The 25,716-nt window shown below is 54.4% G+C and carries 21 protein-coding genes and 1 other RNA gene; 9 read left to right on the top strand and 13 right to left on the bottom strand.

Annotated features, from left to right (window positions below):
- The first annotated feature begins 14 nt into the window (after positions 1-14).
- Positions 15-455: a response regulator gene (locus tag JFV30_RS03630; RefSeq protein ID WP_446739843.1), complete on the top strand. Its 441-nt coding sequence runs from the start codon at positions 15-17 to the stop codon at positions 453-455.
- A 9-nt stretch (positions 456-464) separates the two neighbouring features.
- On the opposite strand, the gene JFV30_RS03625 is transcribed toward JFV30_RS03630, so the two are convergent.
- Together JFV30_RS03625 and JFV30_RS03620 are read right to left on the bottom strand one after the other, a co-directional pair.
- Positions 465-1,052, bottom strand: a complete 588-nt coding sequence (locus tag JFV30_RS03625) for an EAL domain-containing protein (RefSeq protein WP_342215024.1) — start codon at positions 1,050-1,052, stop codon at positions 465-467.
- 863 nt (positions 1,053-1,915) lie between these two features.
- Positions 1,916-2,572 carry a hypothetical protein gene (locus JFV30_RS03620; RefSeq protein WP_201121452.1) on the bottom strand — a complete coding sequence of 219 codons (657 nt, stop codon included), beginning with the start codon at positions 2,570-2,572 and terminating at the stop codon, positions 1,916-1,918.
- 121 nt (positions 2,573-2,693) lie between these two features.
- On the opposite strand from JFV30_RS03620, the gene JFV30_RS03615 reads away from it, so the two are divergent.
- Positions 2,694-3,002 carry a helix-turn-helix domain-containing protein gene (locus tag JFV30_RS03615; RefSeq protein ID WP_201121451.1) on the top strand — a complete coding sequence of 103 codons (309 nt, stop codon included), beginning with the start codon at positions 2,694-2,696 and terminating at the stop codon, positions 3,000-3,002.
- A gap of 29 nt (positions 3,003-3,031) precedes the next feature.
- Here JFV30_RS03615 and JFV30_RS03610 read toward each other — a convergent pair whose 3' ends face one another.
- The 4 genes from JFV30_RS03610 to JFV30_RS33400 form a co-directional block, all read right to left on the bottom strand.
- Positions 3,032-3,223, bottom strand: a complete 192-nt coding sequence (locus JFV30_RS03610) for a hypothetical protein (protein WP_155584205.1) — start codon at positions 3,221-3,223, stop codon at positions 3,032-3,034.
- A 67-nt stretch (positions 3,224-3,290) separates the two neighbouring features.
- Positions 3,291-4,259, bottom strand: a complete 969-nt coding sequence (locus JFV30_RS03605) for a DUF932 domain-containing protein (protein ID WP_201121933.1) — start codon at positions 4,257-4,259, stop codon at positions 3,291-3,293.
- Between the two features lie 91 nt (positions 4,260-4,350).
- Positions 4,351-4,680 (bottom strand): hypothetical protein, encoded by a 330-nt coding sequence (locus JFV30_RS32970; RefSeq protein WP_207201803.1) that lies wholly within the window; start codon positions 4,678-4,680, stop codon positions 4,351-4,353.
- Between the two features lie 507 nt (positions 4,681-5,187).
- On the bottom strand, positions 5,188-5,322 hold the full coding sequence (locus JFV30_RS33400) for a hypothetical protein (RefSeq protein ID WP_274610265.1): 135 nt from the start codon (positions 5,320-5,322) through the stop codon (positions 5,188-5,190).
- Positions 5,323-5,678: 356 nt separating this feature from the next.
- On the opposite strand from JFV30_RS33400, the gene JFV30_RS03600 reads away from it, so the two are divergent.
- The 6 genes from JFV30_RS03600 (at position 5,679) to JFV30_RS03575 (ending at position 15,522) form a co-directional block, all read left to right on the top strand.
- Positions 5,679-6,767 (top strand): hypothetical protein, encoded by a 1,089-nt coding sequence (locus JFV30_RS03600; RefSeq protein WP_201121931.1) that lies wholly within the window; start codon positions 5,679-5,681, stop codon positions 6,765-6,767.
- A gap of 7 nt (positions 6,768-6,774) precedes the next feature.
- On the top strand, positions 6,775-7,947 hold the full coding sequence (locus JFV30_RS03595; RefSeq protein WP_201121929.1) for a hypothetical protein: 1,173 nt from the start codon (positions 6,775-6,777) through the stop codon (positions 7,945-7,947).
- Positions 7,944-8,630, top strand: coding sequence for a hypothetical protein (locus tag JFV30_RS03590; RefSeq protein ID WP_201121927.1), 687 nt, complete (start codon positions 7,944-7,946; stop codon positions 8,628-8,630). Before JFV30_RS03595 ends, JFV30_RS03590 begins: the two co-directional genes overlap by 4 nt.
- Before the next feature lie 655 nt (positions 8,631-9,285).
- Positions 9,286-10,089: a restriction endonuclease gene (locus tag JFV30_RS03585; RefSeq protein WP_201121925.1), complete on the top strand. Its 804-nt coding sequence runs from the start codon at positions 9,286-9,288 to the stop codon at positions 10,087-10,089.
- Positions 10,090-10,195: 106 nt separating this feature from the next.
- Positions 10,196-12,028 (top strand): ABC-three component system protein, encoded by a 1,833-nt coding sequence (locus JFV30_RS03580; protein ID WP_201121924.1) that lies wholly within the window; start codon positions 10,196-10,198, stop codon positions 12,026-12,028.
- Positions 12,029-12,627: 599 nt separating this feature from the next.
- Complete coding sequence (locus tag JFV30_RS03575) at positions 12,628-15,522, top strand: ATP-binding protein (protein WP_201121922.1); 2,895 nt, start codon at positions 12,628-12,630, stop codon at positions 15,520-15,522.
- 198 nt (positions 15,523-15,720) lie between these two features.
- Here the strand turns inward: JFV30_RS03575 and JFV30_RS03570 are convergent, their stop codons facing one another.
- The 6 genes from JFV30_RS03570 to JFV30_RS03545 all read right to left on the bottom strand — a co-directional run bounded on the left by JFV30_RS03570 (position 15,721) and on the right by JFV30_RS03545 (position 23,988).
- Positions 15,721-16,785, bottom strand: a complete 1,065-nt coding sequence (locus JFV30_RS03570; protein WP_201121920.1) for a toxin-antitoxin system TumE family protein — start codon at positions 16,783-16,785, stop codon at positions 15,721-15,723.
- A gap of 217 nt (positions 16,786-17,002) precedes the next feature.
- Positions 17,003-18,259: an integrase domain-containing protein gene (locus JFV30_RS03565; RefSeq protein ID WP_201121919.1), complete on the bottom strand. Its 1,257-nt coding sequence runs from the start codon at positions 18,257-18,259 to the stop codon at positions 17,003-17,005.
- 185 nt (positions 18,260-18,444) lie between these two features.
- Positions 18,445-18,842: a transfer-messenger RNA gene (gene ssrA, locus JFV30_RS03560) on the bottom strand.
- Between the two features lie 102 nt (positions 18,843-18,944).
- Complete coding sequence (locus JFV30_RS03555) at positions 18,945-19,226, bottom strand: hypothetical protein (RefSeq protein WP_201121917.1); 282 nt, start codon at positions 19,224-19,226, stop codon at positions 18,945-18,947.
- A 186-nt stretch (positions 19,227-19,412) separates the two neighbouring features.
- Positions 19,413-22,223 (bottom strand): FAD-binding and (Fe-S)-binding domain-containing protein, encoded by a 2,811-nt coding sequence (locus tag JFV30_RS03550; protein ID WP_201121915.1) that lies wholly within the window; start codon positions 22,221-22,223, stop codon positions 19,413-19,415.
- 70 nt (positions 22,224-22,293) lie between these two features.
- Positions 22,294-23,988, bottom strand: a complete 1,695-nt coding sequence (locus tag JFV30_RS03545; RefSeq protein ID WP_010174290.1) for a lactate permease LctP family transporter — start codon at positions 23,986-23,988, stop codon at positions 22,294-22,296.
- A gap of 261 nt (positions 23,989-24,249) precedes the next feature.
- Here JFV30_RS03545 and JFV30_RS03540 point away from each other — a divergent pair, with 261 nt between their 5' ends.
- The gene (locus tag JFV30_RS03540; RefSeq protein WP_201121913.1) at positions 24,250-25,017 is read left to right on the top strand and encodes a GntR family transcriptional regulator; all 768 of its coding nucleotides are present in this window, start codon (positions 24,250-24,252) and stop codon (positions 25,015-25,017) included.
- 55 nt (positions 25,018-25,072) lie between these two features.
- On the opposite strand, the gene smpB is transcribed toward JFV30_RS03540, so the two are convergent.
- Positions 25,073-25,555 carry an SsrA-binding protein SmpB gene (gene smpB / locus JFV30_RS03535; RefSeq protein WP_003212238.1) on the bottom strand — a complete coding sequence of 161 codons (483 nt, stop codon included), beginning with the start codon at positions 25,553-25,555 and terminating at the stop codon, positions 25,073-25,075.
- Positions 25,556-25,716 lie beyond the last annotated feature (161 nt).

Raw genomic sequence — 25,716 nt, 5'->3', positions numbered from 1 at the left:
TGGAAAACTTGAGAGTGATCGCGAGGATGCGAATAAGGCCGAATAAAGCGCTACGAATTCTGATCGCAGATGAACAACACTTTTACCGGTTGAGGATTGAACGGGACCTGAACCATTTGGGTTATTACCGAATTGCGCCCTTGCATCAACTGGTGCAGGTATTTAGTGCGGTGGAGTACGACCGCGAGCCTCTGGACCTGTTGATTATCAACGCCTCATTGGTGAAGGGGGTGAAATTTGATCTGTTTTCTTTCTGCATGGACAACCCGCATATTCGTTATGCATTGATTTACGATGATCAGCAACGGGGCGTACCCTCGCTTCTGGTATGCCGTCAAGACAAGGTGCTGATCAGCGCTTTGCCATTGCCGGACTTCGAAACCCTCACCCACCTGATGGCAAAGGTCGAGACCTGTCCTGTTGCGCAGGAGCGAAACGGAGAAGTCGGTGCCTAATGAAAACCGTTATTGGAAACAGGCTTCTGTCATCGGTTCTTGTATCCACCTTTCAAATACATCGATCGCCATCGGTTTAGCATACAAAAAGCCCTGACCAATCTGCACCCCCATCTCATACAAATGATCCTGCTGAGCTGCGGTTTCGATACCTTCCACCACCAGTTGCATGCCCAAATTGCCGGCCAGAACCAGTGTATTGCGAATGACTGCACGGCAGTGGCCGGGGCCGTCGATAAATTGGATGAACTCTTTCGCCAGTTTTATTTCACTAAACGGTACCTGGCATAGTCGTAAAAGTGACGAACAGCCCGTGCCGAAGTCATCAATCGATAGGCGTATGCCCAATAGGCGCAGGCGATTAAGCTTTTCAACGCTGCTAGCGCAAGCACCGCTAGGACCGTCCTCGGTGATTTCGATGGTTAGTGATGAAAGTGGCAGAGGGTGCTGGCGCAACCGAGTCTCCAAGCGCTCGACAAGTGTTTCGCTCATCAATGCCCAAGGGACAGGTTGAATGCCATGCCTATGAGTTGGCCCTGCTCTAGATGAATCGCCCCGGGTTTCGTAGACACCTCTTTGCCTTAAACTGAGGCCAATTAGGAGGTGCCACGAGCAACCAGCGTTGTCTCGAAGAGTTCGAAATACAATTTGTCAATCAAGTGAACGAAAAGAAACTCTCTGTCGCTGATGACGCGGCCTGTCTTGGCGTATCGACGCATAGCCTTTAAGCCTGGATAATTCGGAGCGATTCGGAAATTGAAGGGCCGCTATTGGGCATGCTGAAATGCAAAAGCTTTAGGGACTGATGTTGTGGCTAAAGGTCAGTGTGGTCGACTCCTCCCAGATGCCCTAAATTACACGGCATACGGCTGGTACCTCTTTTCTTTAATAGTTATGAGGGAGAGAGCTATGCGAGATGCTGTCGATATAATAGTCGACTAATAAATACCTCTCAGTTTATTTAAAGTGAATCAGGAGAAGCACGAGTGGGGTAAAGGTTCAGCTGCTACCCAAAAAGAAAACTTTTGATCATTATGCCTTTCTCAGCTTTGCTAAGGAAGGCGTAAGGTTGATTTATGCTGGGTGGAGGTTTCTATTTCTTGTAGATGACGGCTAGCGTTGTCGGATAAAATTTGGCTATTTCGTAGTCTGGGTTGTAGGTTGCAATGTTGTGAGCTGCAATTGTAAGTCCGGCTGCTATTCCACCAACGATAGTAAGTGCTCCGACTCCGAGGGCTGCTATGCGGCCAGCGGTATATACTCTGCACGTGTAGTCCTTGTAGACTCAATTAGCTTTTCTATGGTCTCCACAGTGTCACCAAAAAAATCAGACTCGATTTCTTTTATTTTGAAAGACTTTTTTCTGCGATCATTGAGGAAATTTCCTCGTTAGATATTTTGCTGGCTGAATAAACACTGATGTCCATTTTGTCTCCATTCGCTTGTGCTATTCGCAAGTTTTAAAATAGGTCTTTGTTGAGACCCAGGAGCATCATGTTCTTATCGTAGCAAAGTGGTACTGAGTCGCAGTTTCCACCTTTTGTCTTTACATCCTTTTTATCCACCAACGGAAGATATTTAGGTAAATCCTCATCTTCGATGTCTTGCCCATTGATCGAACAGTTGAAAACCGCCGTTGCCATGCACACAACTTCAAGTTTGCTTACGTCTATCGGGCTTGATGATGGGCTTTTCGTTGCCTGTCGTTCGTAACGCTTTCCTCCGTAGCCTGGACCTGTACCTTCCTTGTAAGCCACAACGGCCCCCGACGTATCTGTGCCCAGATACCATCCGGTTGTGATCCCGTAGATCCCTTCAGGAGCATTGCCCATGAATTCACCACGGTGCGCGCAGGTCCCTGCGCTGTCGCAGTTGACGATTCGCCTTCCATCAACACGCTGCAAAGTTTTGTTGCCGTTCTGATCGACGTAGGCCCTATTTACTGAAGACGGAGAGTTGGGGATAGAGCAGTCGATGTGTTTGATCGCAAGGATAGGCATTGGAGTGGGGGTCGTATCGCATACACGTACGTTCGGGTCTGCGGCAGCTGTCAGGGACACACCTGCCTGTAAAGCGGCAAAAAGCATTGCATTGATCAGCGAGATTTTGACTTTCATCTGAGTGCTCGGTTTTGTCGATGGTTGGATTGAGTTCGTATGATATTCGAATACTACCAAAACGGTAGTATTTGGAAAAAGCTGCGCATGCACGATGCCCCTTTGGAAATTGGGTGTGTGCATGTCAGTACTGGCAAAGCGGATAAAGCAGGCGCGTATTCGGGCGGGGTTGTCGCAAGAACGACTAGGACTGGATGCCGGCTTAGACGAGATGTCTGCAAGCACCCGTATGAACCGGTACGAGTTGGGGAAGCGTGTTCCTGCACCGGATTTGGTCGAGCGTCTGAGCGAGGTGCTCAGTGTTCCTGCGGCGTATTTTTACGCGGTCGAAGATGACGAAGCTGAGCTGCTTATCAAGTTTAGTAAGCTGGGTGCAGACGAGCGCGTGCAGCTTATGCAACACCTGGACCTGCTGCTGGAATCTCAATAGCAACTCAGCAATGCGCCTTTGGTCTACCTTCAGCATGGGTTCAAAGATACTTCGACCCCGGCTTCTGTCGTGATCAACTCGAATAGCAAACCCGCCAGCAGCACTGCAATCAGGATTGGCCAGGAGCGAGCCATGAGAACAGCAAGCGCTACTGCCAACAGGCAGCTGGCCAGAATGCCGAAAAACATGAAAAGCAGACCGACAAAGCGTATGAAATTCATCGTATTTTCCTTCAGGCGGAAAAATGCCTGAGCGGTGATCGCTCAGGCATGTTGGTCGAAAACAATTTTATGCAACTAGTCGAAGAGCCGAGTCGAGTGCGCGTTGCTTGATTTGCGCTCCCTGCCCGAACCAAGCTGAGTCCATCCGGTATTCTGAACTCCTGGCACGACGCTCGTGATCGACATACTCAGTTACTGCGTTTAGCAGGCCCCATGCGGTGCCGCGAGTGGACTCCATGCCTGATCCACGCCCTTTGCCTTCGTATAGGCTTTGCACCTTCTCCAGCGCTCGTTTGTTGGGTAGTACGTCGGGAATGGGATCTTGGGCGTAGGTCTCACATAGCACCTCCATAAAAAAGCTCATCGCCTCAGGCCACTGAACTTTGCGTTCGGAGAGCACGCGCATCCGGTACATGAATTCGTCCCATTGCGAGACGGCAATACCGAGTTGCTTTTTCACAGTCTGCGGATTGAATCGCGTGTTATGTGGGACCTTGATTGCATGGGGGATACCATTCAAGGCAATGCTCAACGTGTTGTTGCAAACCACGCGAACGGTGGTCGGCGTGGCTGTTGTCGCGAGGGTGCCGTCACACGAGGTCGCCAGCAACAAGTAGCCATTAACCTGATCGTTGCCCTTCAAAGTGGCGTTTTGCCCAGTTCGCGCTAATGCCCAGAACTTACGCCCTCCCTTCAGAACACCTGCCGTTTCCAGCTCATAGCCGGACACTTCAGTCAGGTCACGGTAAAACTCCATAACCTCACGCGGCTGGACAATTTGGTAGCGGTTGGATACCACGGACAGCGGAGCCTTGGTGTCGGAACGGTACAGTACCTTTTGCTCTGGGAATGAGTGAATACTGCCCATATGGCCAATAGCGTCGGCTTTGAAGTGGACGGGGCTTTCCTGGATCTGCCAGTCCATACCGGCTTCACGCTGCCAGATCTCGATAGGTTGTTTTTGAGTCAGCTGACTGCCGAGGCCATGCCACGGAGTTGCACCAACGTAAGCCATTTGTTCGATTTGATGAGCCATGATTACGATTCCTTAGGGTGCGAGCCGGCATAAAGGCCACGCATCGCGTGGCCCCGTCCGGACGTATTAAAAGAGAGAAGTGGGAAACGGTTTAAGCAGGGAGGTTGAAACGATGCCCACAGATCAGGCAGAGGTTGTGGGCGAGTACATGTCGGTCAAGCTTGTCGCCGAGTTGAGCGCCTAATGCACAGCCGCCAGCGCCGCCAACAAGCCCACCGAGGATCGCGCCAGAAACGGCTCCGAGGGTAACTCCCAGCGGGCCGGTAATAGCTCCGACGAGCGCCCCTGCCTGACTGCCAGCAAGTGCGGCGCTGGCGCCACGAGCAGCGCCGCCTAGAGTGCCAATGGTAGCGCCAATTTTCATTGCGTGATGGAAAGAAGCGACTTTTAGGGAATGACAGCGAGGGCACTGCAATGACATGGTTCGAAGCTCCATGGTGGGATGTCAAAGTAGTGATATGTGGTTGATTTTATTTCGAATCGAATAACGTCCGGTACGGCAGTAAACGACTCGGCGCAGCTATGAGTTGTCAGCAGAAGTCGGCCCAGACTATGTAGAAACGCAGATGCCTTTTTGAAGTTGCACTTCTACGTTCTATCCGTGCCCTTTCGCTTAGTAAATAGACTTGGGCTTTGTGCAGAAGGAGAGATATTGCTCCGTTTCGAGCACTGCATCCGCTTGCAGATTTGTATACCTACCTTGGTCATAAGCCATCGCTGGCGACAGGAAAAAGACGGCCAGGAGGGGACAGCTGTACCTTCTGGCGGCATAGCAGGTTACGCCGCGGTGGCGGTTTGCAGATAGTCCGTTCCAGGTTAGTCAGGGCGGCGTTTTTGAGCTGCTAGCGCAGCTAAAACTCGACGTTGTAGCGCTCACTAACTACTTGATCGCGGAAGCTGTTGTTTCCTTCGGTGATCTGGTTAGGTGCTAAGTGAAGGTTGCCTGCTCATCCAGCGTGCCGTTGGTATCCAGGGTGCTGATCTGGTTGCTGAGGATATTGAAGATGCCTCCGGGGTCGCGTCGGGCCGCACAGCACTTCGATGCGCTCGATGGTGCTGGCATCGGGCATTTTCGGTATGCTCACACCCAATTTTTAGAGGCTAGATGGATAAGGAAAAGCTATGTAAATTAAGTTCTTATAGTTTTCCGGTCGTGTCCATTTTGTCAAAGTAAAAGGGGCGTAAATGGCCTTCTAAGCGAATGGTATCCCTAATCCGCAACCCTGATTTAACTGGGTTCTAAGGTTTGCTCTCTACTTGTGTTGAATGCCTCTTCCGGGCCTTCTTTCCACCGCAACACTTGACGCACGGATAATCTCCCATCAGTTGGTGGTCGGGCACGATGTTTTACGGTACTTTGTGCTGGCATGAGGCCATATTCACAGCAGGAAGCACCTCCACGGCTAGGACCATATCTCCTTGCCGGTACTGTTCCTGCATATTCATTTCGTGACAGGAACGACTATGTCAGGCGGCGAAACCGAAAAAATTGCGAGGCTCGCGGAGCTCGTTTCCAGCGACATCTTCAACTTCTTCCGCTGGAAGAAAGAGGGGCCTGCCAACCTCAACTTCGCCTGTGTGAAGAAGGAAACACACGCGCCCTTGAAGAAGTCTGAGCACACGCACCCGACTGACGTGGTATTCAAGTACGCAGATCCTTACCTGAACAAAGCCATCTACCTTCATACCGATTTGAAAAGCTATGCGGTTGGCTCCATCACGCTGGACTCGATCAAGAAGGCCCTGAAGTCCCTGGGCAAGACCATCGACTGTGCCCGTGCTTCGCCGGAATGGCAGACTCGCTACCATTTGGCCAAGCGTGAGAAGTATGAAATTCGTGGGATGCTATTCGTCTTTAACCACGATGACGAGTACGACAAGAATTTCTACGATCACTTCAAGGATTACAAAGGTGAGAATCTGCACATCAAAGATTCTCAACAGGTTCATATCGTCGAACCTTCATTGATCAATTACCTGAAGACGCTGCAGCTCGATGTAAACACCCTCAGAGCGGAAGGGAAATTCCCGAAGGAAAATTACACCTTCTATTACCCTGACCTCGTCTTGCACAAGGCCAGTGGCGAGTACTGGGATCGTGCGGCAACCGCAGAGCTGATCGCCTCGCCGTATATGATCATTCACCACAAAGAGGTGATGTCGTACTGCGAGAAAGCCAAAGACGTGACTGAAACGTATAGAGAAGGCTATCTGATCTATTATCGCCGCGATGGCAGCTCCGAGATCGAGTTCAGGTACCTTTTTGACGCGCTGTCTAGGTTCCAGATCCTTAACGCCAACAAGGACTTGAAGATCCGAATCAGGGTTGCCAATCGCTACCATCACAGCAGCATCCTCAGCAATTTCAATGCTGCCATTAATAGCTATGTGACCGAGTGGGGCGAAGACGAAAACCGCAAGCGGAAACTGCAGGCGATCGAGCTGGAAGTCGTGAATCACGCTATTCCAAACTATAAGCCCGAAGTAATCGGATGGGAGCGAGACTGACATGAGAATGGGTAGTTTGTACTTTGCATCTGACAAAGCGATCTACGATGCGCTCACGCAGCGAAGCCTGACGAGCGCTGAGCTCAGGAAGGTCTTCCTCACAAGAGGGATTGTGATCTCCAATGAATCGGACAAAAAATTCCTAGCCAATCGATTCAGTGCCCTATTCCATGACTACTACGACTATCGAAACCTGTCCCTCCTGGTGGGCGGGCGTGACAGTCGTGAGAAAACCACCAATGTGGTCGTCACGACAGCGGTCACTAAAGACCAGTTGACCGACGCTCTCACCTCCGTCAAGGAATGGCTGGTGGATGACCAGCACGAGCAGGCTGAGGTGGCGGTCCATGGTGATCAACTCAAGCTCACCGTTAAATACCAAAAGCTCGATCTGAGTCAGGCAGAGTTCCGCCAGGTGGTTGAGAAAACGGCGGAGGTTACCTTTGAGAAGCAGGGCAGTGGCTGGAAGATCACTGGCCCTATGAACGACAAGTTCAAGGACATTACAGATCAGTTGTATTCCCAGATCGAGATCGTCACTGATAAGGACGTGGCGACCCGAACCATTTCCTTGGAGGCGATCCCTGATGCGGGCATTAGAACGAATTTCCTTCGCAGCTTGATCCGCAATCTCAAGGACATGGAGGTGGTCGATGTTGTCGACGTCTCCATGTTCAACCCTAAAGACCAAGAAGATGATGACCTTGATCTCAGTGACGATGCGTTGGTGATCGAGGATTCGATTGAGGTTGAGTCAGACGATGAGGGTGAGGAGGGAGAGGATGGCAACCCTGAAGCCGAACTGGCCAGGCCGCAGCCTGAAGCCAGGATTCACAAGATCATCCGCATCGATAAGGCGTCCCTGAAGGGTAAGGGGGTCTTGGAGTCGAAGCAGTTGCTTGAGCTTGAAGGCCACGGGTTCTATATGTGGAAGATTCGATGGAAAGCTCGTGAGAAGCTCGTTGGGTCTGAGCTAGTCCTGTTTGAGGCGCAATTTGGTAACCAGGCTAAGTACTGCGATTTCTCTTACATCGTCAAAGGTGTCTACAACTACAACAACGGGAAATACGCCAAAAACCTGGTACGTGCCGAGCCAGTGTTCGAGCAGAAGCTCAAGATCCGCTTGGAGGAGGCGGCGCAGAAGACCCTGAATGACATCGAAAGGAGTCTGACGAAATGAAGTCAAAGCGGCTGAAACTCTGGATTCTGACCGCCCGCATTGACTTTCAGACCCTTGTGCATGGGCTTCGACAACAGCCATTCAATGACCAGAGTCGCGTTGGTGTCGAGGCTATCGAGATCCTGGATGGCAAGGCAACCTTTCGGTACCACGAGCAGCGGGATATCACCCAGTCGTTCACGAACCCTTTGGGCGAAACCGTCGAATCGAGTTACTCGACGCTCATCAGCTTCGACATGTTTTTCGAAATGCTTGGGCCGGACCGGTATTCGATCTGCATGGGTTCGCCACCGAAGGATTTGAAGCCGTTCGTTGAGCTCATGCGGGCGGCAACCGGGACGAACTTCGCGCTGGAGATCGTGAAGCCGGATATATCTTCAGTTTATCAGCAGCTCAAGGCTGACAAGCGCTTCACGAGAGTCATGGCCAAGCGGATTGTTTCTGGAGCTGTGACGTTTGATATCGAAAGCAGCTATCGAGTTGATATTGCATCGACGGGGAACGCTATGACGAAGTTGTTGGAGATCACGGGGGGGCGCACGGCACCGATCGACAAGATCAAAATCGTCTACACTTACGACTCAAGGCCCGTTCAGATTGAGCTCTCGCGTTCAGGTTCGATTGCAGTGTCATGGAATGATGAGGAGCACCTGCATCTGCTCACAGGTCTCTTGATCAGGTAGGCAGACGGAGGCTACGAGAGGTCGAGCGGATATGTCAGGCCTGTGTCGGCTGGCTCGGCGCTTGGGGCGTTTACAACCCCCTGTTTCGCCATCACACCCTTGACTGTTAGTAATAAGAAAGGGGACGGCTTTATATTCTTTAGTTTCCCCTTTTGGCCGATTGAGGAGGGGCGCTGGCTCCGTCAAAACTCGTGAAAGTTTTTTAAAAAACCTAGATTTTAAACGAGGTTGAACTCCAGGTAGGCCTTGAACATTCGAGGATACCCCGGTCTTAGACGTCGGCGGCATTGATCCGGATTGTGCTGATATTGAGTGACCTGGACAGGACTAAATTTTGGCAACGTCTGCCTCATGTCAGGGCAACTGTTGCTGTGGTCCCAGGCGGGGTTCGCTAAAACGGTCGACGTCAATGCTCGCACGTTGGTGTAATTCGACGTTTAGGCTACTTACTTGCCGGCCCTATAGACGCAGCTTTCCGGAGGACCATTTTTCCCCCTGAGTTGAACGATCTTGCGTTGTCTTGAAGTGTTGAAGGAAGATTGGGCTTAGTAGAAGTTTGAGCAATAGGAAGGAGTCCAACATTAGCTCGATCAGATCTCTCGACTTACGTTTCGTAGACGACCTCGTCGAATTTGTCCGTGGTGCTGGTTATGTCTTGGACTTTTCGGATATCAGTTTTGCGGCTTTTTTCGCGGCGGAGCTGAATGTTGATATTGACGATCCTAAATTTGCGGTGAATGGTCGTTCAAAGGGCAAGCGTTTAAAGTACTTTCTACAGAGCTGCAATGACCCTGATGCCGTTCGGCTACTCGCTGCCCTTTGGGAGCATCGGAGCGAGCATCTCATTCGAGCTGCATCCCCAGACCCAATCGCCAATGCAGAGCAGAGGTATAACGCATTGTTAAGTCGGCTGTCGGGCCAACCGCAGGCAGCATCGACGGCAGCGAAACCGGACGAGCCGGTAATTGAAGCGTGTAAATTCGCCACATTCAAAAATGTCCTTTTAGAAGTCGGTACGCTCCTGCCTCACGCTCGTGGCTATGCTTTCGAGGTATTTCTCAAAAACCTCTTCGATGCATTTCAGCTGGCAGCCCGAGAACCATTTCGGCTTAGAGGTGAGCAAATAGACGGTAGTTTTGAGCTGGACAACGAGGTTTACCTGCTCGAAGCGAAATGGCACGGCCAACCCATTGGTGTCGCCGACTTGCATACGTTTCATGGGAAGATCGAGCAGAAGGCTGCTTGGACTCGAGGACTATTTGTAAGCAATAGCGGATTCACAGAGGATGGTCTTGCCGCCTTCGGCCGAGGCAGGCGGGTGATTTGCATGGATGGATTAGATCTGTACGAAATGTTAGATCGGGAGATTTCGCTATCCGAACTCCTCAAGATCAAAGTCCGCCGCGCGGCAGAGACCGGTTCCCCCTTCATTCGCGTTCGCGATCTGTACCCGAAGTGAACCATTCACCCGGCGGTAACTTTTCTGCAGATGATGGCGTATTGACTCGCCAAAATTGCTGCTCTACCGTCCCCCTTCGATGCCCTAGGCTAATGGCTGCACTATCGTGCCCGACCTGAATTTTGAGTTTCAAGAAAACTATACGAGCGTTCAAGTTAATTGTTCGCTTCGCCCCAGAGGTGGACTCAATCTATGCCTGCTGCAGCTGCCTGCATCCATTGATGAGGCCTTAGAAGATCTAAGCCGGACGACTGCGTTGAATGTTCTGCGCAATCTGCTCGAGGCTGGGCCAGATGGGACGAGACCCGCCCTGTCCACGATAGCGCCAGGTGGTGACCCTGTGCTCATTGTAGCGCCGGAGTGGGCATTGGGCTCAGTGGACTGGAACGCTGTTGACGCTCTTGTCAGAGGTGTCGATCGAACACTCGTTTTGGTCAGCGGATATGGCGTCTCGTCGGGTGAAGCTGTACTCGAATGGTATGGGACGCCCTCCGAAGACGGTACGGTTAGGCACCTCGCCTGGGAGCAGGCTCGTAATGGCATCAGCCCAGCTATGCGTGTGAATGGCGGTTGGTGTTGGATTCACGAGCCAAATGGTCAGACGCACTGCATCACTTATCTTAAAAATGTTCTCCAGCAAAGTTATGAGGCAATCGAGTTAGACGATGTGCAGGCCCATGACACACTTTTGCATCTGCGTTTCAACGACTTGGACCTATTTCCTCTTATCTGTGCTGATTTACTAATGCCTGCAGGGCAGAATGGGAGTTCACCCCAAGCACGTATCCACCGCAAACTCGAGAGCCTGAACAATGACCGCCCAGCGCTCATCGTAGGTTCCTTGCTCCAGACGGGATACAACCAGAATTGGGGAATCGCTATTGACTCCCTTTTGAACCACGTTCTTGCGGGTCGACAGGGAGTAGTCGCCCTATGCAACGTGTCTCACGATAGGCCCGTAGCAGATGAGACGAACGATAAATGGAGAAGTCTCAGTGGTGTTTTTGCATCATTCACTGAGATGCCTCACGGTCAGAAAAGTCTCACTGCGACGCGGGCGCTGAGTTCTCAGGGCATTGTGGGAGCTGTGGTACGAGCGACACACCCATCAGTAACTGCAGGTATTGTGTATTGGCCGCCATACACCCCTGTTAACAGCTTGCTGATTTGGAGAGGGAATATGGTTTGCCCTATTCAGAACACAGGGATGATGCTCCCTGTGCCGGCTGCTCCTAACAAGGTCACCTATGAGATTGAGCGCTTTTTACGTAGATATCCCCCTGACATGAATGCAGCTCCTCGGCTAGATGCAGGCATAGCCGAAATCGGCGAACATTTGCGCACTATCCATTCAGCCGGCTCGAGCTCCATGCTCAACACCATTTTGGAGGGCACAAGCTCCCTCAAACCGGTCGATCCTGACGCATTTTATGATCCTGAAGTGATCAGCGCTCTTCGAGCCGGACTTCACGCGCTAGCAACGCTGAAATCGATTGATGGGATAGATTGGCAAGACTCTCCTGGTGCCACTGGTCAACTCATCGTCCGCGCTCAAAACCGGCATTTACTAATATGGCGCTCTCATAACGAGTCACCTAGAGCGCTAAAACGTTCTCTCGGAGAATGGCGGGATAGAGGTGGTCCACATCCGCCTTTAATCGTTCTAGGAGCAACTCGCTATGGCGACCTAGACAGCGGAGAGATCGCACCAGAGAGGCGCGATGACATCAGCACCACTCCAAGGGGCAATGCTGATCTTCGTGCTGGCGGGTCACTTGCACCCGTGATAGGGGACATAAGGGGGCTTAGAGGCATGCGCAGAGTAGCGGGTCTCGGATTGTCAAAAGCTGCAGCGGTCTACACAGAATACGTGGCATCAGAAGATGACGAGCGAGTCGCGGAATTGCTCGGTCAGATCGCCTCTTTTTTTAGGGAGTAAAGATGCGATGAATGAAGACTCTGCGTTTTGGAACTCCGCCCGCCAGCAGGTTAATGAGCTGTGCGTCAAAGTAGGTCTCGACCAAGCTCCAGAGCTTCCCTCGCCGGGAATAATGATTTCCGCGCCTGTGGGAACAACGCTTTGGTCTTCGTCTTACGCGCTTGTCCTACTATGGCCCTGCAGTGGAAGTGACCATACTTCCATCGAGCGAGCAGCGGCGCAAGGCCAAGCCTGGTTTGATGAAGTTCTCGTCCGGAACGAAAGGTTGTCTCCTGGAAGCCCAATAGATGGCTATCTAGTGCTCGCCCTCCCCGAGGTCCCTGAGGCAGATGCCCGAGAGGAGATTCGCCGACTGGAGTTGTCGGCGCAGGTGTGCCGGAAGCACATGATTTGGCCTTCATCACCTGTAGATTACAATTATGAACCGGGCCTATGGCAACGAGTAGCCGACATAACGGTCTTGGGACTGCCAGATTCAGCTGCCCCCTCGGGTAATGAGCTCCAATGGCCAGAGCTGGATTCTGAAGCTCAAGCACTGTGGGCCGAGCTTTCAACGCTTGGCGTTAATGGGACAATTTTACGTCATGAGGGGCCGCCGAATGCGCGGAATTAGACTTAACACTCTCAATGTGTCTCATTTTCGTGGGCTCAACGACTCTGTCAGCTTTGATTTCAGCTCACCATTGACTGTGGTATACGCTCCAAACGGCACTGGCAAGACAACAATGTGCGAGGCTGCAGAATGGCTGCTTACAGGCCAAGTAGAAAGGTTGAAGGAAGGTAATGGATTCGACGCTCTAGTTCTGAGTCCGAAGTTTCCCAGCCAAAATGACGCCACTACCTCCGCCGCTGCGAGCCTCTATATTGATGGAGCGCAACAATTTGTCCGAAGAGATGTTGATGGATCGCAGTCTTCTGCAGCATATGGTGCCGATGAAGGGGCAGCAGTTACCCTTCGTCCCAACGAACTTCTGGCTCTCTTGGCTCCGGTCGCTGCCGCAGACGAAGCGCATGCCATAACGGCTATAAATTTACGGCAGCGGTGGCTTAAAGGAACGCGCTTTTTGAGTTCTGAAGCGCTGGCGGCCTTGGTCGATACCGACGAAGAAACTATCGAGCGACGAACTCAAGTCTTCGCGGATTTGCTCGGAATTCGGCATCTGCTTGATGCCGAGCGGCAGTGTGAAAAATACATTGTTGAGATCGGTAGACGCCTGCGAAATCTTACAAAAATGACTGAGTCGAGATCAGCTGAAGTTACTGATCTGGAGCTCGCTCTTGGCCCTGATGAAGCGGCCTGGACTTCGCACTCGAGCTCGGCGCGTCTCGAGGCGGATACTGCCGCGAATCTCCTTGCGGCCGAGGATACTCAGTGGTTCGTAGAGCAGCCCAACCTCGACGATCAATTAGCCTCTCTCACCGCGTTGCACAGTCGTTACAAACACTTATTCGATGCACGCTCACGCGCAGCTAAGCGTGTCGAGGCGAAGTGGAGCATTCGTAGCAGCCTAGAAATGGCTGTCACTGAAGGGATCAATCTTGAGGCCGCGTTGGCGCAGTCCTTAGCCCAGATTGAAAGGGATGGACGGCAAGCTGCTACTGAGCTCACTGATTTTAATTCTCGGCGTGAAACCACCTATCTGCTGGCGCAAGAACTCGCGAAGGCTAAGGATGAACTGACTCATCTGAGTGCAATGGTAGTCGCCACACTTCTGGATGGCGGTTTTGCCGATGATCTTTCTCTAAGCGTCATAGAACTTTTGCATAAATACTCTGAATACCAATGGCCGGCGAGCGCACGACAACAACGTCGTCATGAATTGAAAGGGCTCGAGTTATCTAGCGCCGGATCCACCTATGAGGCCAAGCGCTTAGCGGAACTGGACCTCGAAGTTAGCGCCGCTCGCTCCGATGCTCCCTCACGTGAGGAGCTGGAGCATTTGCAGGAAAAAGCCGCTGAGACCGTTTCACACGCCAAAGCTGCCACCAAGCTGTTAGATGCCGTGGCGAGCCCTGTGGCTCGCTTACAAGCTGCTGCTAGGGAGCTTTTAGGTCATGACCATGGTGTGGACATTGGAACATGCCCTCTTTGCTCTCATGACTGGAACGACGCTGAAAATCTAAGATCAGCAATCAATGCGACGCTTTCCGCCGCCCCAGAGTTAGTTGTAGTCGCCAGGTCTGGAGTTGCCGCAGCCGATGATGCGGCCACGCTAGCACACTCCCAGCTCAATGCTGCTCTGCAAAAGCAAAACTATCTACACGGACTGGAAAAAGAGCAATCGGATCTGCAATTGGCCAATGCTGTTCAGCGTCGCGAGCTGGAGAGGCTCGGTGTCAGCCAAGGTGCCACGGCAGAGGAGTTCAAGTTTCTCGCTGCGCATCTGGATGTAGCCGACGCTATTTCCGTACTGCTGTCAGCCCGCGATGGGATTTTACCTACAGTTTTCGGTTCTGAATTTCGCATGCCCGCTTCGGAGGGTCAGGTCGCAGACCTGCACCAACATTTGGATACCGTCTTCGAGGCAAGAAATCGTGTGGTACAGCTTGAGCTTGCTGAGCTTGCGAAGTCTATCGAGGCTGCGATCAGTAATCGTGACGATCTACGCGCAAAGTATGCCGCGGCGCAGCAAAATTTGAAGGATTGCCGTCTGGGCTTAGAGCAAAAGTCAGCGGAGCTCGCTTCTTTGCAATCGGCATGGCAAGAAGCTTCGCCAGATATTGAATGGTCGAACGCCGAGCTCGATACACTGATGTCTGAACTCACAAAAGAAAACGTTCGCCTTACTGTAATTGAAGGACACATTGCGGCGGCTCGGGCAGCATGGGCAGCCGAATCTCGTCGCTCTCGTCTGTTGGAGCTTCAGCAGGCGACCCAACTTTTAATCGATGAATCAAGGGTGATGGCGGGTAGGTTGGACGCCGCGAACCGCGCGCGTGCAGTGTTCTATGAGGCCTACACCACGATTAGCCGTCAAAAGGTTCAAGACCTGAGCCGAGTGGTAAACCCGCTCTTCGCGCGGATGCATGCTAATCGTGTTTTTGACCGGATAAACCTCGGTGCGGATACTGATTTTCTGCACTGGCTCGCCGACGCAGGGGACCAGCAGCTCGATCCGGGCAAAGATTTTAGCCAAGGCCAGCGACAAGATCTTGCCCTCGCATTATTCTTGGCGCGGGCACGCAGCCTCGGCGGGACATTCTTTCTTGACGAGCCGATCGTCCATTTGGACGACTTGAATCGTGTCGGTCTTCTCGACATTTTGCGAGCGGCTGTCTTAGAAAGCAGTAATGCGCTTAACCTCGTCATTACCACCTCTAGTCGCGCATTGGCTCGACACCTCATAGAAAAGTTTGCTGGTGTAGGTCTAGTAGAGACACCAAGTGGGCGGCAGCCGCCTCTTCGAATATTGGAATTAGACGGTAATGGTCGAAGCGGGATCCGGCTGAGTACCGTTTATCCGTTGGAAGGAATGACTGTTGCGGTTAGTTAGGCGTGGAACTGCTAGTGCAGGTACGATCTTCAATACATCACCCCGAGTGCTCACGGCTGCGTTGGGGGGGGCTAGATCATCTCCGATGACCGTTGTGTTGCATTTGATCTGCACATGGCTAGTCTGCTCGAATTCGCTGACCGTTAGCGAGCGGCGATCAAGATGGTGCTCAATTCGCGCGCTAGGGCAGCGTACAGATCATTCACTCGACCCCATCAATTTAGTTTCGGCGTCCAGGATCATCTTTCTGATCAGCTTCACATCCATCCCAACGTTCCCATAGGTAAAGCTCGACTCGACGATCTTCTTCTTGGACTTTCTCAGGTCAGGATGGAGATGGTCTGGACCGTAGGGCACTTTATGGTGGTTAGCCGAGTCGACTCGCGACAAGTTCGTTCCATCGGGCGCTTGAACGTTGTAAGCGTAATTCATGGGCGATACGTACCTGACGATAACGGCCACCCCGGAAGGCCTTCTGGCTGTGATGGCTTGGTCATGCACTTTCTCAATGGTGCAGTCGAGTTCCGTTTTGAGGGCGTCGCACGCCAGTTCTAGTGCCTCACTCGCGCTTACTCGCTGGAAATTGTCGAACATTAGCATCCCACCCAGATGCTTGGCGACGTAGTTCAGTAACGTTGATTGCTCTTGCGCCTCGGCTTCATGTGTCGAGCAAAGTTGTAATCCGATTAACAGACCTGAGCCTCCCTGTACTGTGGTCGTTGACACCCGATCTGTTTCCGCTCGGCACACCAAACACTTGCCATTGGATGAAAGCCAGATCGCTCCGTCCACCGCCGTATTTTTGCGCCGCCCATTAAAAAGCCCTTCAAATGAGCGGGTCTCACTGTCGCGCTCCTGGCGCCAGGTGCTGAAGCGCTGAGGATAGTCACGATCGTCGATAAGCTTGGAGAAAGCAGCGTCGTTGATCGGCTTAAGGGTTAATCCATTTCTCTCAAGAAATACGCCAACGCTGCCGAGGTCTAGCAAGTTTTCGGTCTTTAGGTAATAGATTCTCGCCGCAGGAAACCTGTCGGCCGGTTTGTAGAGGGCGTTGAAATGAAACACTCCCGAGGCTACGTAAATATGAACGTCGTCTGCCCCTTGCATCATCCACAGCAGCGTTTCCTTGCTCCGAATCTCAATCGGCAATACCGGTTTTTGTTCGGAAAGGAAATTGCCGCCGAAGACTTGTATTGCGCCATCAGTTGCGCGGCCATCGAGCTTGAGGGTTATGCAGTCTTTAATTACATCGTTGAGCTTCAACGTTAGATTCCACGCCTGTGATTGTCTTGCACTAAAGAAGGGGGCCAGTCACGCGACGTCACAATCCGTTATCATCAACAGCGCATGAATCGCCTCTGATTTTCTATACTTTTTCTAAGGTCTGCTTCAGGCTGTTAGCCGTTGGCCACGGGCTGCTGCTTAGGGGCGATCGCTGCCCTCAGTAAAGGACAGCTTTGGGGTGGAAGTCGCCTTGGGGTTATCGTATTGAAACGACTTTTTTATCTCGATTTTCTCTGATAGCTGATACAGACAGGTTGCCTGTAGCCGCTTCCTGGATATGGTTACTCCACCAAGCCATCATCGGGCGTCGGCGCTCGATGTAATCCGCCCGGTTATAGGCGCTGCGAACCTCGTCTTTATCGACGTGGGCAAGCGCTACCTCGATCAGCTCTGGCTCCCAACCGTGTTCGTTGAGGATAGTACTGGCCATGGAGCGCAAACCGTGACTCACCAATCTACCGTCAAATCCCATACGTTTCAGGGCCATATTTGCCGTCTGACTGTTGGAATGATCCCGTGGGTCTCTGTCGGCTGGAAACACGTATTCTCTGTGGCCGCTGTAGGGCTTTATCGTCTCCAGCAGAGCGAGTGCGTTTTCGGTCAGTGGTATGACGTGCGCACGTCGCTTCTTCATACGCTCCGCTGGGATCGTCCAGATTTTCTTTTCTAGATCGATGTCAGCCCAAGATGTCGTAGCGGCTTCTGTGGGGCGAGTCATCGTGTGAAGTTGCCATTCGATCAGGCAGCGCGTTGTTCTTTTTATGCTCGCGTTGGCGATGGCGACCATCAGTTCTGGCAGTTCTTCAGGGCGGAGGGCTGCCATGTTCTGCTTTTTCGGTTTCTTAAAAACGGCCCGAATGTCGGTGAGTGGATTAGCAAAGATCATTCCCGAGTTCACGCCGTAGGTCATGATCTCGTTAAGTCGTTGGGTCAGTCGCTTCACTGTCTCCAGGCTACCTTTGGTTTCCAAAGGACGCAGCAGTTGGATGACCCTCGGGGCATTGATCTGCGAGATAGGTGTTGTTCCAAGTGACGGAAAGACATGTAGCGCGAGCGAGCGCCAGATGTCTTCGGCGTAAGCTTGAGTCACAGAATCCTTTTTCAGTTCAAACCAAGCAGACGCCACGTTCTCGAATGTGTGCTCGGTTGCCTGCCTTTTTGTTTGCTCTAGTGCACTACGTTGTTCTTTCGGATCGATGCCCTGGGCGAGAAGCTCTCTGGCTTCGACCGTCTTCTTCCTGGCTTGCGCGAGTGAGAGCTCTGGATAGGTGCCGAGGCCCATATTGATGCGGTTCTTGGTGATCGGCTGCCGATAGTTGAAATTCCAGAGCGTCGAACCATTGACCCTCACGCGCAGCTGTAAACCGTCTCCATCGCTGAGGACGTAGTCTTTGTCTTTCGGCTTTACCGCTTTGAGCTGGCGGTCAGAGAGGCGGGTGGCTTGGGCGCACATGAGGTGTTCCATGACATCAATTGGTATTCCAAAAATTACCACTGAAGGGCTTGGAATACCACTTGGAATACCCGATGTCATAGATTGTGCGGGACGTCTATGGACGCCATTAGACCCTAAGGCCTTGATTTTGCTGGGCTTCAGGCACAAAAAAAGACGTCCGTGGACGTCTTTAGATGTTAATTTGGTGGAGCCGGGGGGATTTGAACCCCCGTCCGCCAGTACTCCGCTGTCGGTACTACATGCGTAGCCGTTTCTATTAAGTTAACCCTCAGCGACCCGAAGGGCAGGGTGCTTTGGGCGAGTTGTGTAAGTTTTAGCCGCTTCGTCCACAACGTACTGCACGGCGATTCTGTTCTATATGACAATCACTTTGGGTTTACAGACATCCCCTGGTGATTGCTGGACCCGAAGGTACCAGAAGCTCAGGATCTAAAGCTGCTTACGCAGCGAGAGAGAATTCCTGGCCGTAGGTTTCGTCATTGGCAACTATAAGTAGTTGCAACAGTGGATTTACGAGTTCTGTTACCAACTCGGCATGCACCTAAAGTTTCGCAACCGGCGTCGAATCCTAAACGGCCCCGTGCTTGTAACTCGTTGTTTCTTAGTGAGTGACAAGCCTGTGCAGTGTACGCCAATCGGTCACAGAAGGCCAACCGAAGGTTGGCCTTGGGCAATCAGCGAGTTACTGATTGCCGCCTTTGTCGCTGTTCTGCAGCTTTTGCAGCGCTTCGGAGGTGATCTCGATGCATTTCTTGTCATCGCCTGCCGCATGGGCCGCTTTGGCTTGGGAAACGGCGGTGTCAATTTCGCCAGATTTGCCGCTGGTGTCGGTGGCGAGCAATGCTTTACCGTTGTTGATTTTGTCCAGGTTGATTTGGCACAGATTGTCTGTACCGGCGGCAAACACGGGGGAGGCCAGCATCGCAGCGGTAATGAACAAACCAGCAAGAGCGGAACGCTTCATGGGTATCTCCTTGTGCAAATAGGGCTCGATGCTGCCGGTTTTCCGTGCAGCCAGCGAGGTCACTGATGAGCCTCGTTTGTCGAGGCCTATGCAGATGACTACGCCGGCGCGCAGGGGTTCTGTTTTGTCGCTGGATTAGTCGAAAAACCCCGAAATCATTAGGTTTTGCACCCAAAGAGGGCGGCCCTAGTGGGCGCGCGCCTGGGTTACTCGATCCACCAGGTACACCAGGCCGTGGTAATCAATTCCACTGTGTTGTGTCAGGCCAATCTCACACGTACGGCTGGTGGAGATGCCTTCGCTGCAATATTGCACGGCGTCTTTGAGGCTGCGCAGGGAGTGGGCGTTCAGCTCCGGTGTGGTGAAGCCCTTGTCGCCGGCAAAACCGCAGCAGTGAATGCCTTCGGGGATTACCACGTTTTTGCTGCAACGCCTGGCCAGGTCGATCAGCGCCTGGCTTTCTCCCAGGTGCTGGGTGCTGCAGGTGACGTGCACGGCGATCGGGGCTTCCTGGGGGGTGAAGTCGAGGCGGTCCATCAGGTGGGTGCGGATAAAACGCACGGGGTCGTAGAAGTCGAGGCGGGTTTCGGCCAGGTCCTGGACCAGGCGCAGGGTGCACGGGCTGGTGTCGCAGTAGATCGGGTCAAGGCCGCCACGGCTGGCGTGGAGCAGGGCGCCGATCAGTTCCTGGCGTTTGTGTTCGGCTTGCTCGGCGTAGCCTTTGGACGCGAAAGGCTGGCCGCAGCAGAGGTTGTCCTGATTGTCGGGAAAGACGACCTGGTAACCGGCTTTTTCCAGCAGGCCACGGGTTTTGTCGTACAGCGACATCTGTTCGTTGTCGCCGGCTGCCGGGCCCATCGCGCGTGAGACGCAGGCGGCGAGGTACACCACGCGGGGGCGTTCATCGCTCACGGCGGGGCTGAAACGGATGGCTTTTTCCGGTTGCGGCATGGCGTTGGTCCACTGGGGGATTTGCCCCTTGGACAGCCGGGTCACCGTGGCCGAGAGCTTCGTCAGTCGCGGCGCGCCCAGCAGCATGCGCGCACCGTTGGCCACGTGCAGGGTGAAGCGCGCCCCTTGCAAGGCGGTGGCGAAATGCGTCGACAGCCATTCGGCGGTTTTCGTACGGTCGGCGTCGCGGCTGCGCAGCTTTTTCACCAGGTCGCCGGTATTGATTCCTACCGGGCAGCGTTGGGCGCAAAGCCCGGTGGCCGCACAGGTGTCGATGCCTTGGTATTGATAGGCCGCTTCCAGTTCGGTGGTGTCGATACCTGCGCGCTTTTTGGCCTGGATGTCGCGCCAGATCACAATGCGCTGGCGTGGGCTCAGGGTCAGCCCCTTCGACGGGCAAACCGGCTCGCAGAAGCCGCACTCGATGCACTTGTCCACAAGCTCGTCCGCGGCGGGCAGCGGCTTGAGGTGTTTGAGGTGGATTTGCGGGTCTTCGCTGAGCACCACGTCGGGGTTGAGAATGCCGTTGGGGTCGAGCAGGCGCTTGAGTTGCCACATCAACTGATAGGCATCGCTGCCCCATTCCAGTTCGACGAAGGGCGCCATGTTGCGACCGGTACCGTGTTCGGCCTTCAGCGAACCGCCAAACTCTACCGCCACCAACTGGGCGACGTCGTCCATGAACGCCTGGTAGCGTGCGACTTCTTGCGCGCTGTTGAAGCCTTGGGTGAACACGAAGTGCAGATTGCCTTCCAGGGCGTGTCCGAAAAGGATGGCCTCGTCGTAGTGATGTTTGTCGAACAACTCGATCAGGCGATTGACGCCGATGGCCAGTTGTTCCACCGGGAAGGTCACGTCTTCGATGATCACGGTGGTGCCGGTTTTGCGCACGGCGCCCACGGCTGGGAAGGTGTCTTTGCGGATCGCCCACAGGCGGGCGTTTTCCACCGGGTCTTCGGTGAAGTCGACTTGTTTCTCCACCGGGAAGCGGGCCAGTGAGGCCATGATCAGCGCCAGTTGCTCATGCAGCAACGAAGGCGAGGCAGCGCGGGATTCGATCAGCAGGGCGCAGGCGTTTTCCGACAGCTGTTGTACGAAAGCCGGCATGCCGGGTTTGTCCTGCACCGAGCGCATGCTGCGACGGTCCAGCAGCTCCACCGCCGAGACAGGTTGGGTTTTGAGTGCAGTCACTGCGTTGCAGCAGGTTTCTACATCCGGGAACACGATCAGCGCCGAGGCCTTGTTCGGGTGATCGATCACCGTGTCGTAGGTCACTGCGCTGATAAAGCCCAGGGTGCCTTCGGAGCCCACCAACAGGTGGCTGAGGATATCCAGCGGCTCGTCGAAATCGACCAGGGCGTTGAGTGACAAGCCGGTGGTGTTTTTCAGACGGTATTTGTGGCGGATTTTTGCAGCCAATTCGGCATTTGCCCGCGTCTCGCGACCCAGTGTTGCCAGGCGTTCAAGCAGGTCGCTGTGACGCTGGCGAAAGGCCGAAACGCTGGCCGGGTCTTCTGTGTCCAGGCGGCTGCCGTCGGCCAGTACCAGGCGAATCCCCGCCAGGGTGTGATAAGTGTTCTGGGCCGTGCCACAGCACATGCCGCTGGCATTGTTGGCGACGATGCCGCCGATCTTGCAGGCGTTGATCGATGCCGGGTCCGGTCCGATCTTGCGCCCGAAAGGCGCCAGCCAGGCGTTGGCCTGGGCGCCGATCACGCCGGGTTGCAGACGGATTTGTGTGCCCTGGCCGCGAATCTCGCGCCCGTTCCAATTGTCCCCCAACACAATCAATACCGAGTCGCTGATGGCCTGCCCGGAAAGGCTGGTGCCCGCCGCGCGAAAGGTCACCGGGACGCGATCGCGCTGGGCCAGTTGCAGCAGCGCCACGACTTCATCTTCCGATTCAACGCGGATCACCAACTGTGGGATCAGTCGGTAAAAGCTGGCGTCGGTGCCGAAGGCGAGGGTGGAAAGTGGATCGTCGAAACGACGATCTTTCGGGATCAGTTGTGCGGCGTCGCTCAGAAAAGCAGCAGGCAGGCTCATCGGTCCTCCAGAAATAGCAGACGCCGGAATCGCTGTCCGGCGTCGGTTCTTACCCTATTACACGCGGGACTCAGTGCACCAGCATGCCGGTGAACCAGTAGGCCTGGGCCAAGGTGATCAGCCCGACAATCGTCGCGAAAAACAGGCTGTGCTTGAGGGTGAAGCGGAACAGGTCGGATTCCTTGCCCACCAGGCCAGTGGCGGCGCACGCCACGGCGATCGACTGCGGCGAGATCATCTTGCCGGTTACGCCGCCGCTGGTGTTCGCCGCCACCAGCAAGGTGTCGTTGACGCCGATCTGGTGCGCGGTGGTCGCTTGCAGTGAGCTGAACAGGGCGTTGGATGAGGTGTCGGAGCCGGTCAGAAAAACCCCGAGCCAGCCGAGGAATGGCGAGAAGAACGGGAATGCCGCGCCGGTAGCCGCCAGTACCAGGGCCATGGTCGATGACATGCCCGAGTAGTTGGTGACGAAGGCAAAGGCCAGCACCATGCCGATGGACAGGATCGGCCAGCGCAGCTCATAGAAGGTTTCTTTTAAGGTGGTCAGACCAGTTTTGAAGTCGATCTTCAACACCAGCATCGACACCAGGGCGGAGAAGAAAATCGCCGTGCCGGTCGCGGAAATCGGGTCAAGCTTGAACACCGCCGGGATCGCGGTAGGCGCAGCAACGATTGGCGCAACCTTGATCACCAATTGGTCCAGGTGCGGGATCGCGAAATTGAACACCGAGCTGTACATCGCGCCACCCGCGGCGAACATCGCCTTGAAGGGCTTGAGGGTCCAGATGGTGACCAACACTGTCAGGATCAGGAACGGCGACCAGGCTTTGAAAATTTCCCCCAGGCTGTAAGGCGAAGCCAGGGTGTTGCGAGGCAGGCCGAAACCACCGGCGCTGGCAGTGACGGCGGTGCCGGACGTTGCGCCAGCGATTTGCGCATTGGCGCTGCGCTTGGGCTGCCAGACTTTCAGGAACAGGGTCAGGGAAATCAGGCTGGCCAGGGCCGAGGTGATGTCCGGCAGTTCCGGGCCGATGAAGTTCGAGGTGAAGAACTGCGTGACGGCAAAGCTCAGGCCCGCGACCAGTGCGGCTGGCCAGGTTTCTTTGACGCCGCGCAGGCCGTCCATCATGAACACCAGCCAGAACGGCACGAACAAAGACAGCAGCGGCAGTTGGCGACCGGCCATGGCGCCGATCTTGAATGCGTCGATGCCGGTCACCTGGCCGGCCACGATGATCGGAATCCCCAGTGCGCCGAACGCTACGGGTGCAGTGTTGGCAATCAGGCACAGGCCGGCGGCGTACAGCGGGTTGAAGCCCAGTCCTACCAGCAGTGCAGCAGTAATCGCCACGGGTGCTCCGAAACCGGCGGCACCTTCGAGGAACGCGCCGAAGCAGAAGCCGATCAGCAGCACTTGCAGGCGTTGGTCATCGGTAATCGACAGCACAGAGCTGCGGATGATTTCGAACTGGCCGCTCTTGACCGTCAGTTTGTACAGGAATACGGCGGCGACGATGATCCAGGCGATTGGCCACAAACCGTAGGCAAAGCCATAACCGGCGGCGGCGAGCGCCATGTCGACCGGCATCTGGAAGGCAAAGATCGCCACCAGGATCGACAGTGCCAAGGTGATGCTCCCCGCAACGTGGCCCTTGAGGCGAAACACGGCCAGGGCCAGGAAGAAAAATACGATGGGAATAACGGCGGCCAGTGCGGACAGGCCGAGGCTGCCGAGCGGGCTGTAGAGCTGTTGCCAGGTTTGCATGTGGGGTGGCCCCTAATTGTTGTTGGTCAGGCACTGCTTGGGTGATTTGGGCAATTGGTATTACCAATTTACAATCACCGTTGGCTAGGTTAAAAGCCTTCAGGGGGATGTGTCAATTTGCCGCTTGTGAATCTTTGGTCGTAGGTCGGCGTGAGCGGGGTCTGATTGGCTGAAACGAGGGTGTTCTGATAGGTGCCGGATGCGCGGCGATAGGCCAGAATAGGGGCCCCGGCGAGTGGTCGGGATGGTGGAGAGTGAGTTATGGGGTTTGATCAGGTGCGTCAGCGCCGTTTGTCTGACGATATCGTCGAGCAGCTTGAGGGCATGATCCTTGAGGGCACGCTGAAGTCGGGCGAGCGCTTGCCGGCGGAGCGCGCACTGGCCGAGCAGTTCGGGGTGTCGCGTCCGTCGCTGCGTGAGGCGATCCAGAAGCTGGCGGCCAAAGGCTTGCTGGTCAGTCGTCAGGGTGGCGGCAATTATGTGGTGGAGTCGCTGGGTTCAACCTTCAGTGATCCGCTGCTGCATCTGCTGGAAAATAATCCCGAGGCCCAGCGCGACCTTCTGGAGTTTCGCCAGACTCTGGAAGCCTCGTGCGCGTATTACGCTGCCCTGCGCGCCACTGAAGTGGACCGTGAGCGGCTGACCGCCGCTTTCGAAGAATTGCAGCATTGCTACACGCGGTCAGATGAAGTGAGCCGGGCGGAAGAGGGCGCGGCGGATGCGAAGTTTCACCTGGCCATCGCCGAGGCCAGCCATAACGCGGTACTGCTGCACACCATTCGTGGCCTGTTCGACCTGCTCAAGCGCAACGTGGTGACCAACATTGGCGGCATGTACCAGCAGCGTACGGAGACTCGGGACATGCTGATCAATCAGCATCGTGATTTGTACCTGGCGATTATCGAGGGGCGTGCGGAGCAGGCGCGGGAAGTCTCAACACGTCACCTGCTGTATGTGCAGGAAGTGCTCGAGGAAGTGCGTCAGGAGGTTCAGCGCATGGCCCGGGCGGAACGACGCAAGGGGATGTAGCGATGGTTGTGGCTGAGGGAGTGGGCTCCCTCGGCCACATCAAGTCACAAGAAAGTCAGTCTTCCTTGCCCTTGTTACGCACGGCGCGCTGCAATTCCCGGTTGGAATCGCGCTCGCGCTCGGTGTCACGCTTGTCGTATTCCTTCTTGCCCTTGCCCAGCGCGATCTCGCACTTGACCAGGTGCTTGCTCCAGTACCACGACAGGCAGACACAGGCGTAGCCCTTTTGCTGCACGGCGGCGTGGAGCTTTTCCAGCTCGCGGGCATTGAGCAGCAGCTTGCGCGTACGTACCGGGTCGGCGATCACGTGGGTGCTGGCGGTCATCAGCGGCGTGATATGACTGCCGAGCAGCCATGCCTCACCGTCTTTGAGCAGCACATAACTGTCGACCAGTTGCAGCTTGCTGGCACGCAGACTTTTTACTTCCCAGCCGGCCAGGACCAGACCAGCCTCGAACCGATGTTCGATGAAGTAATCGTGTCGCGCCTTTTTATTTTGCGCGATGGTCCCTGTTGGGTGTTTCTTTTGTTTAGCCATAGGGGCGGCATTATAGGGAGTTGCGAGCGCGTCGGCTACGGTCAACCTGCGTGCTTGAGCGTGTTGAGTGAATCCCGGACAATGCAGGCTGATTTTTGATTTTTTTCTTTCGCGAATCCTGTTGCCCTTTCGCGATGTTTGCCGCTCAGCTGTGGAAATAA

It is taken from the genome of Pseudomonas sp. TH32 (assembly GCF_016650855.1).
Taxonomy (GTDB): Bacteria; Pseudomonadota; Gammaproteobacteria; order Pseudomonadales; family Pseudomonadaceae; genus Aquipseudomonas.
This window is presented reverse-complemented; position numbering and strand designations above follow the sequence as displayed.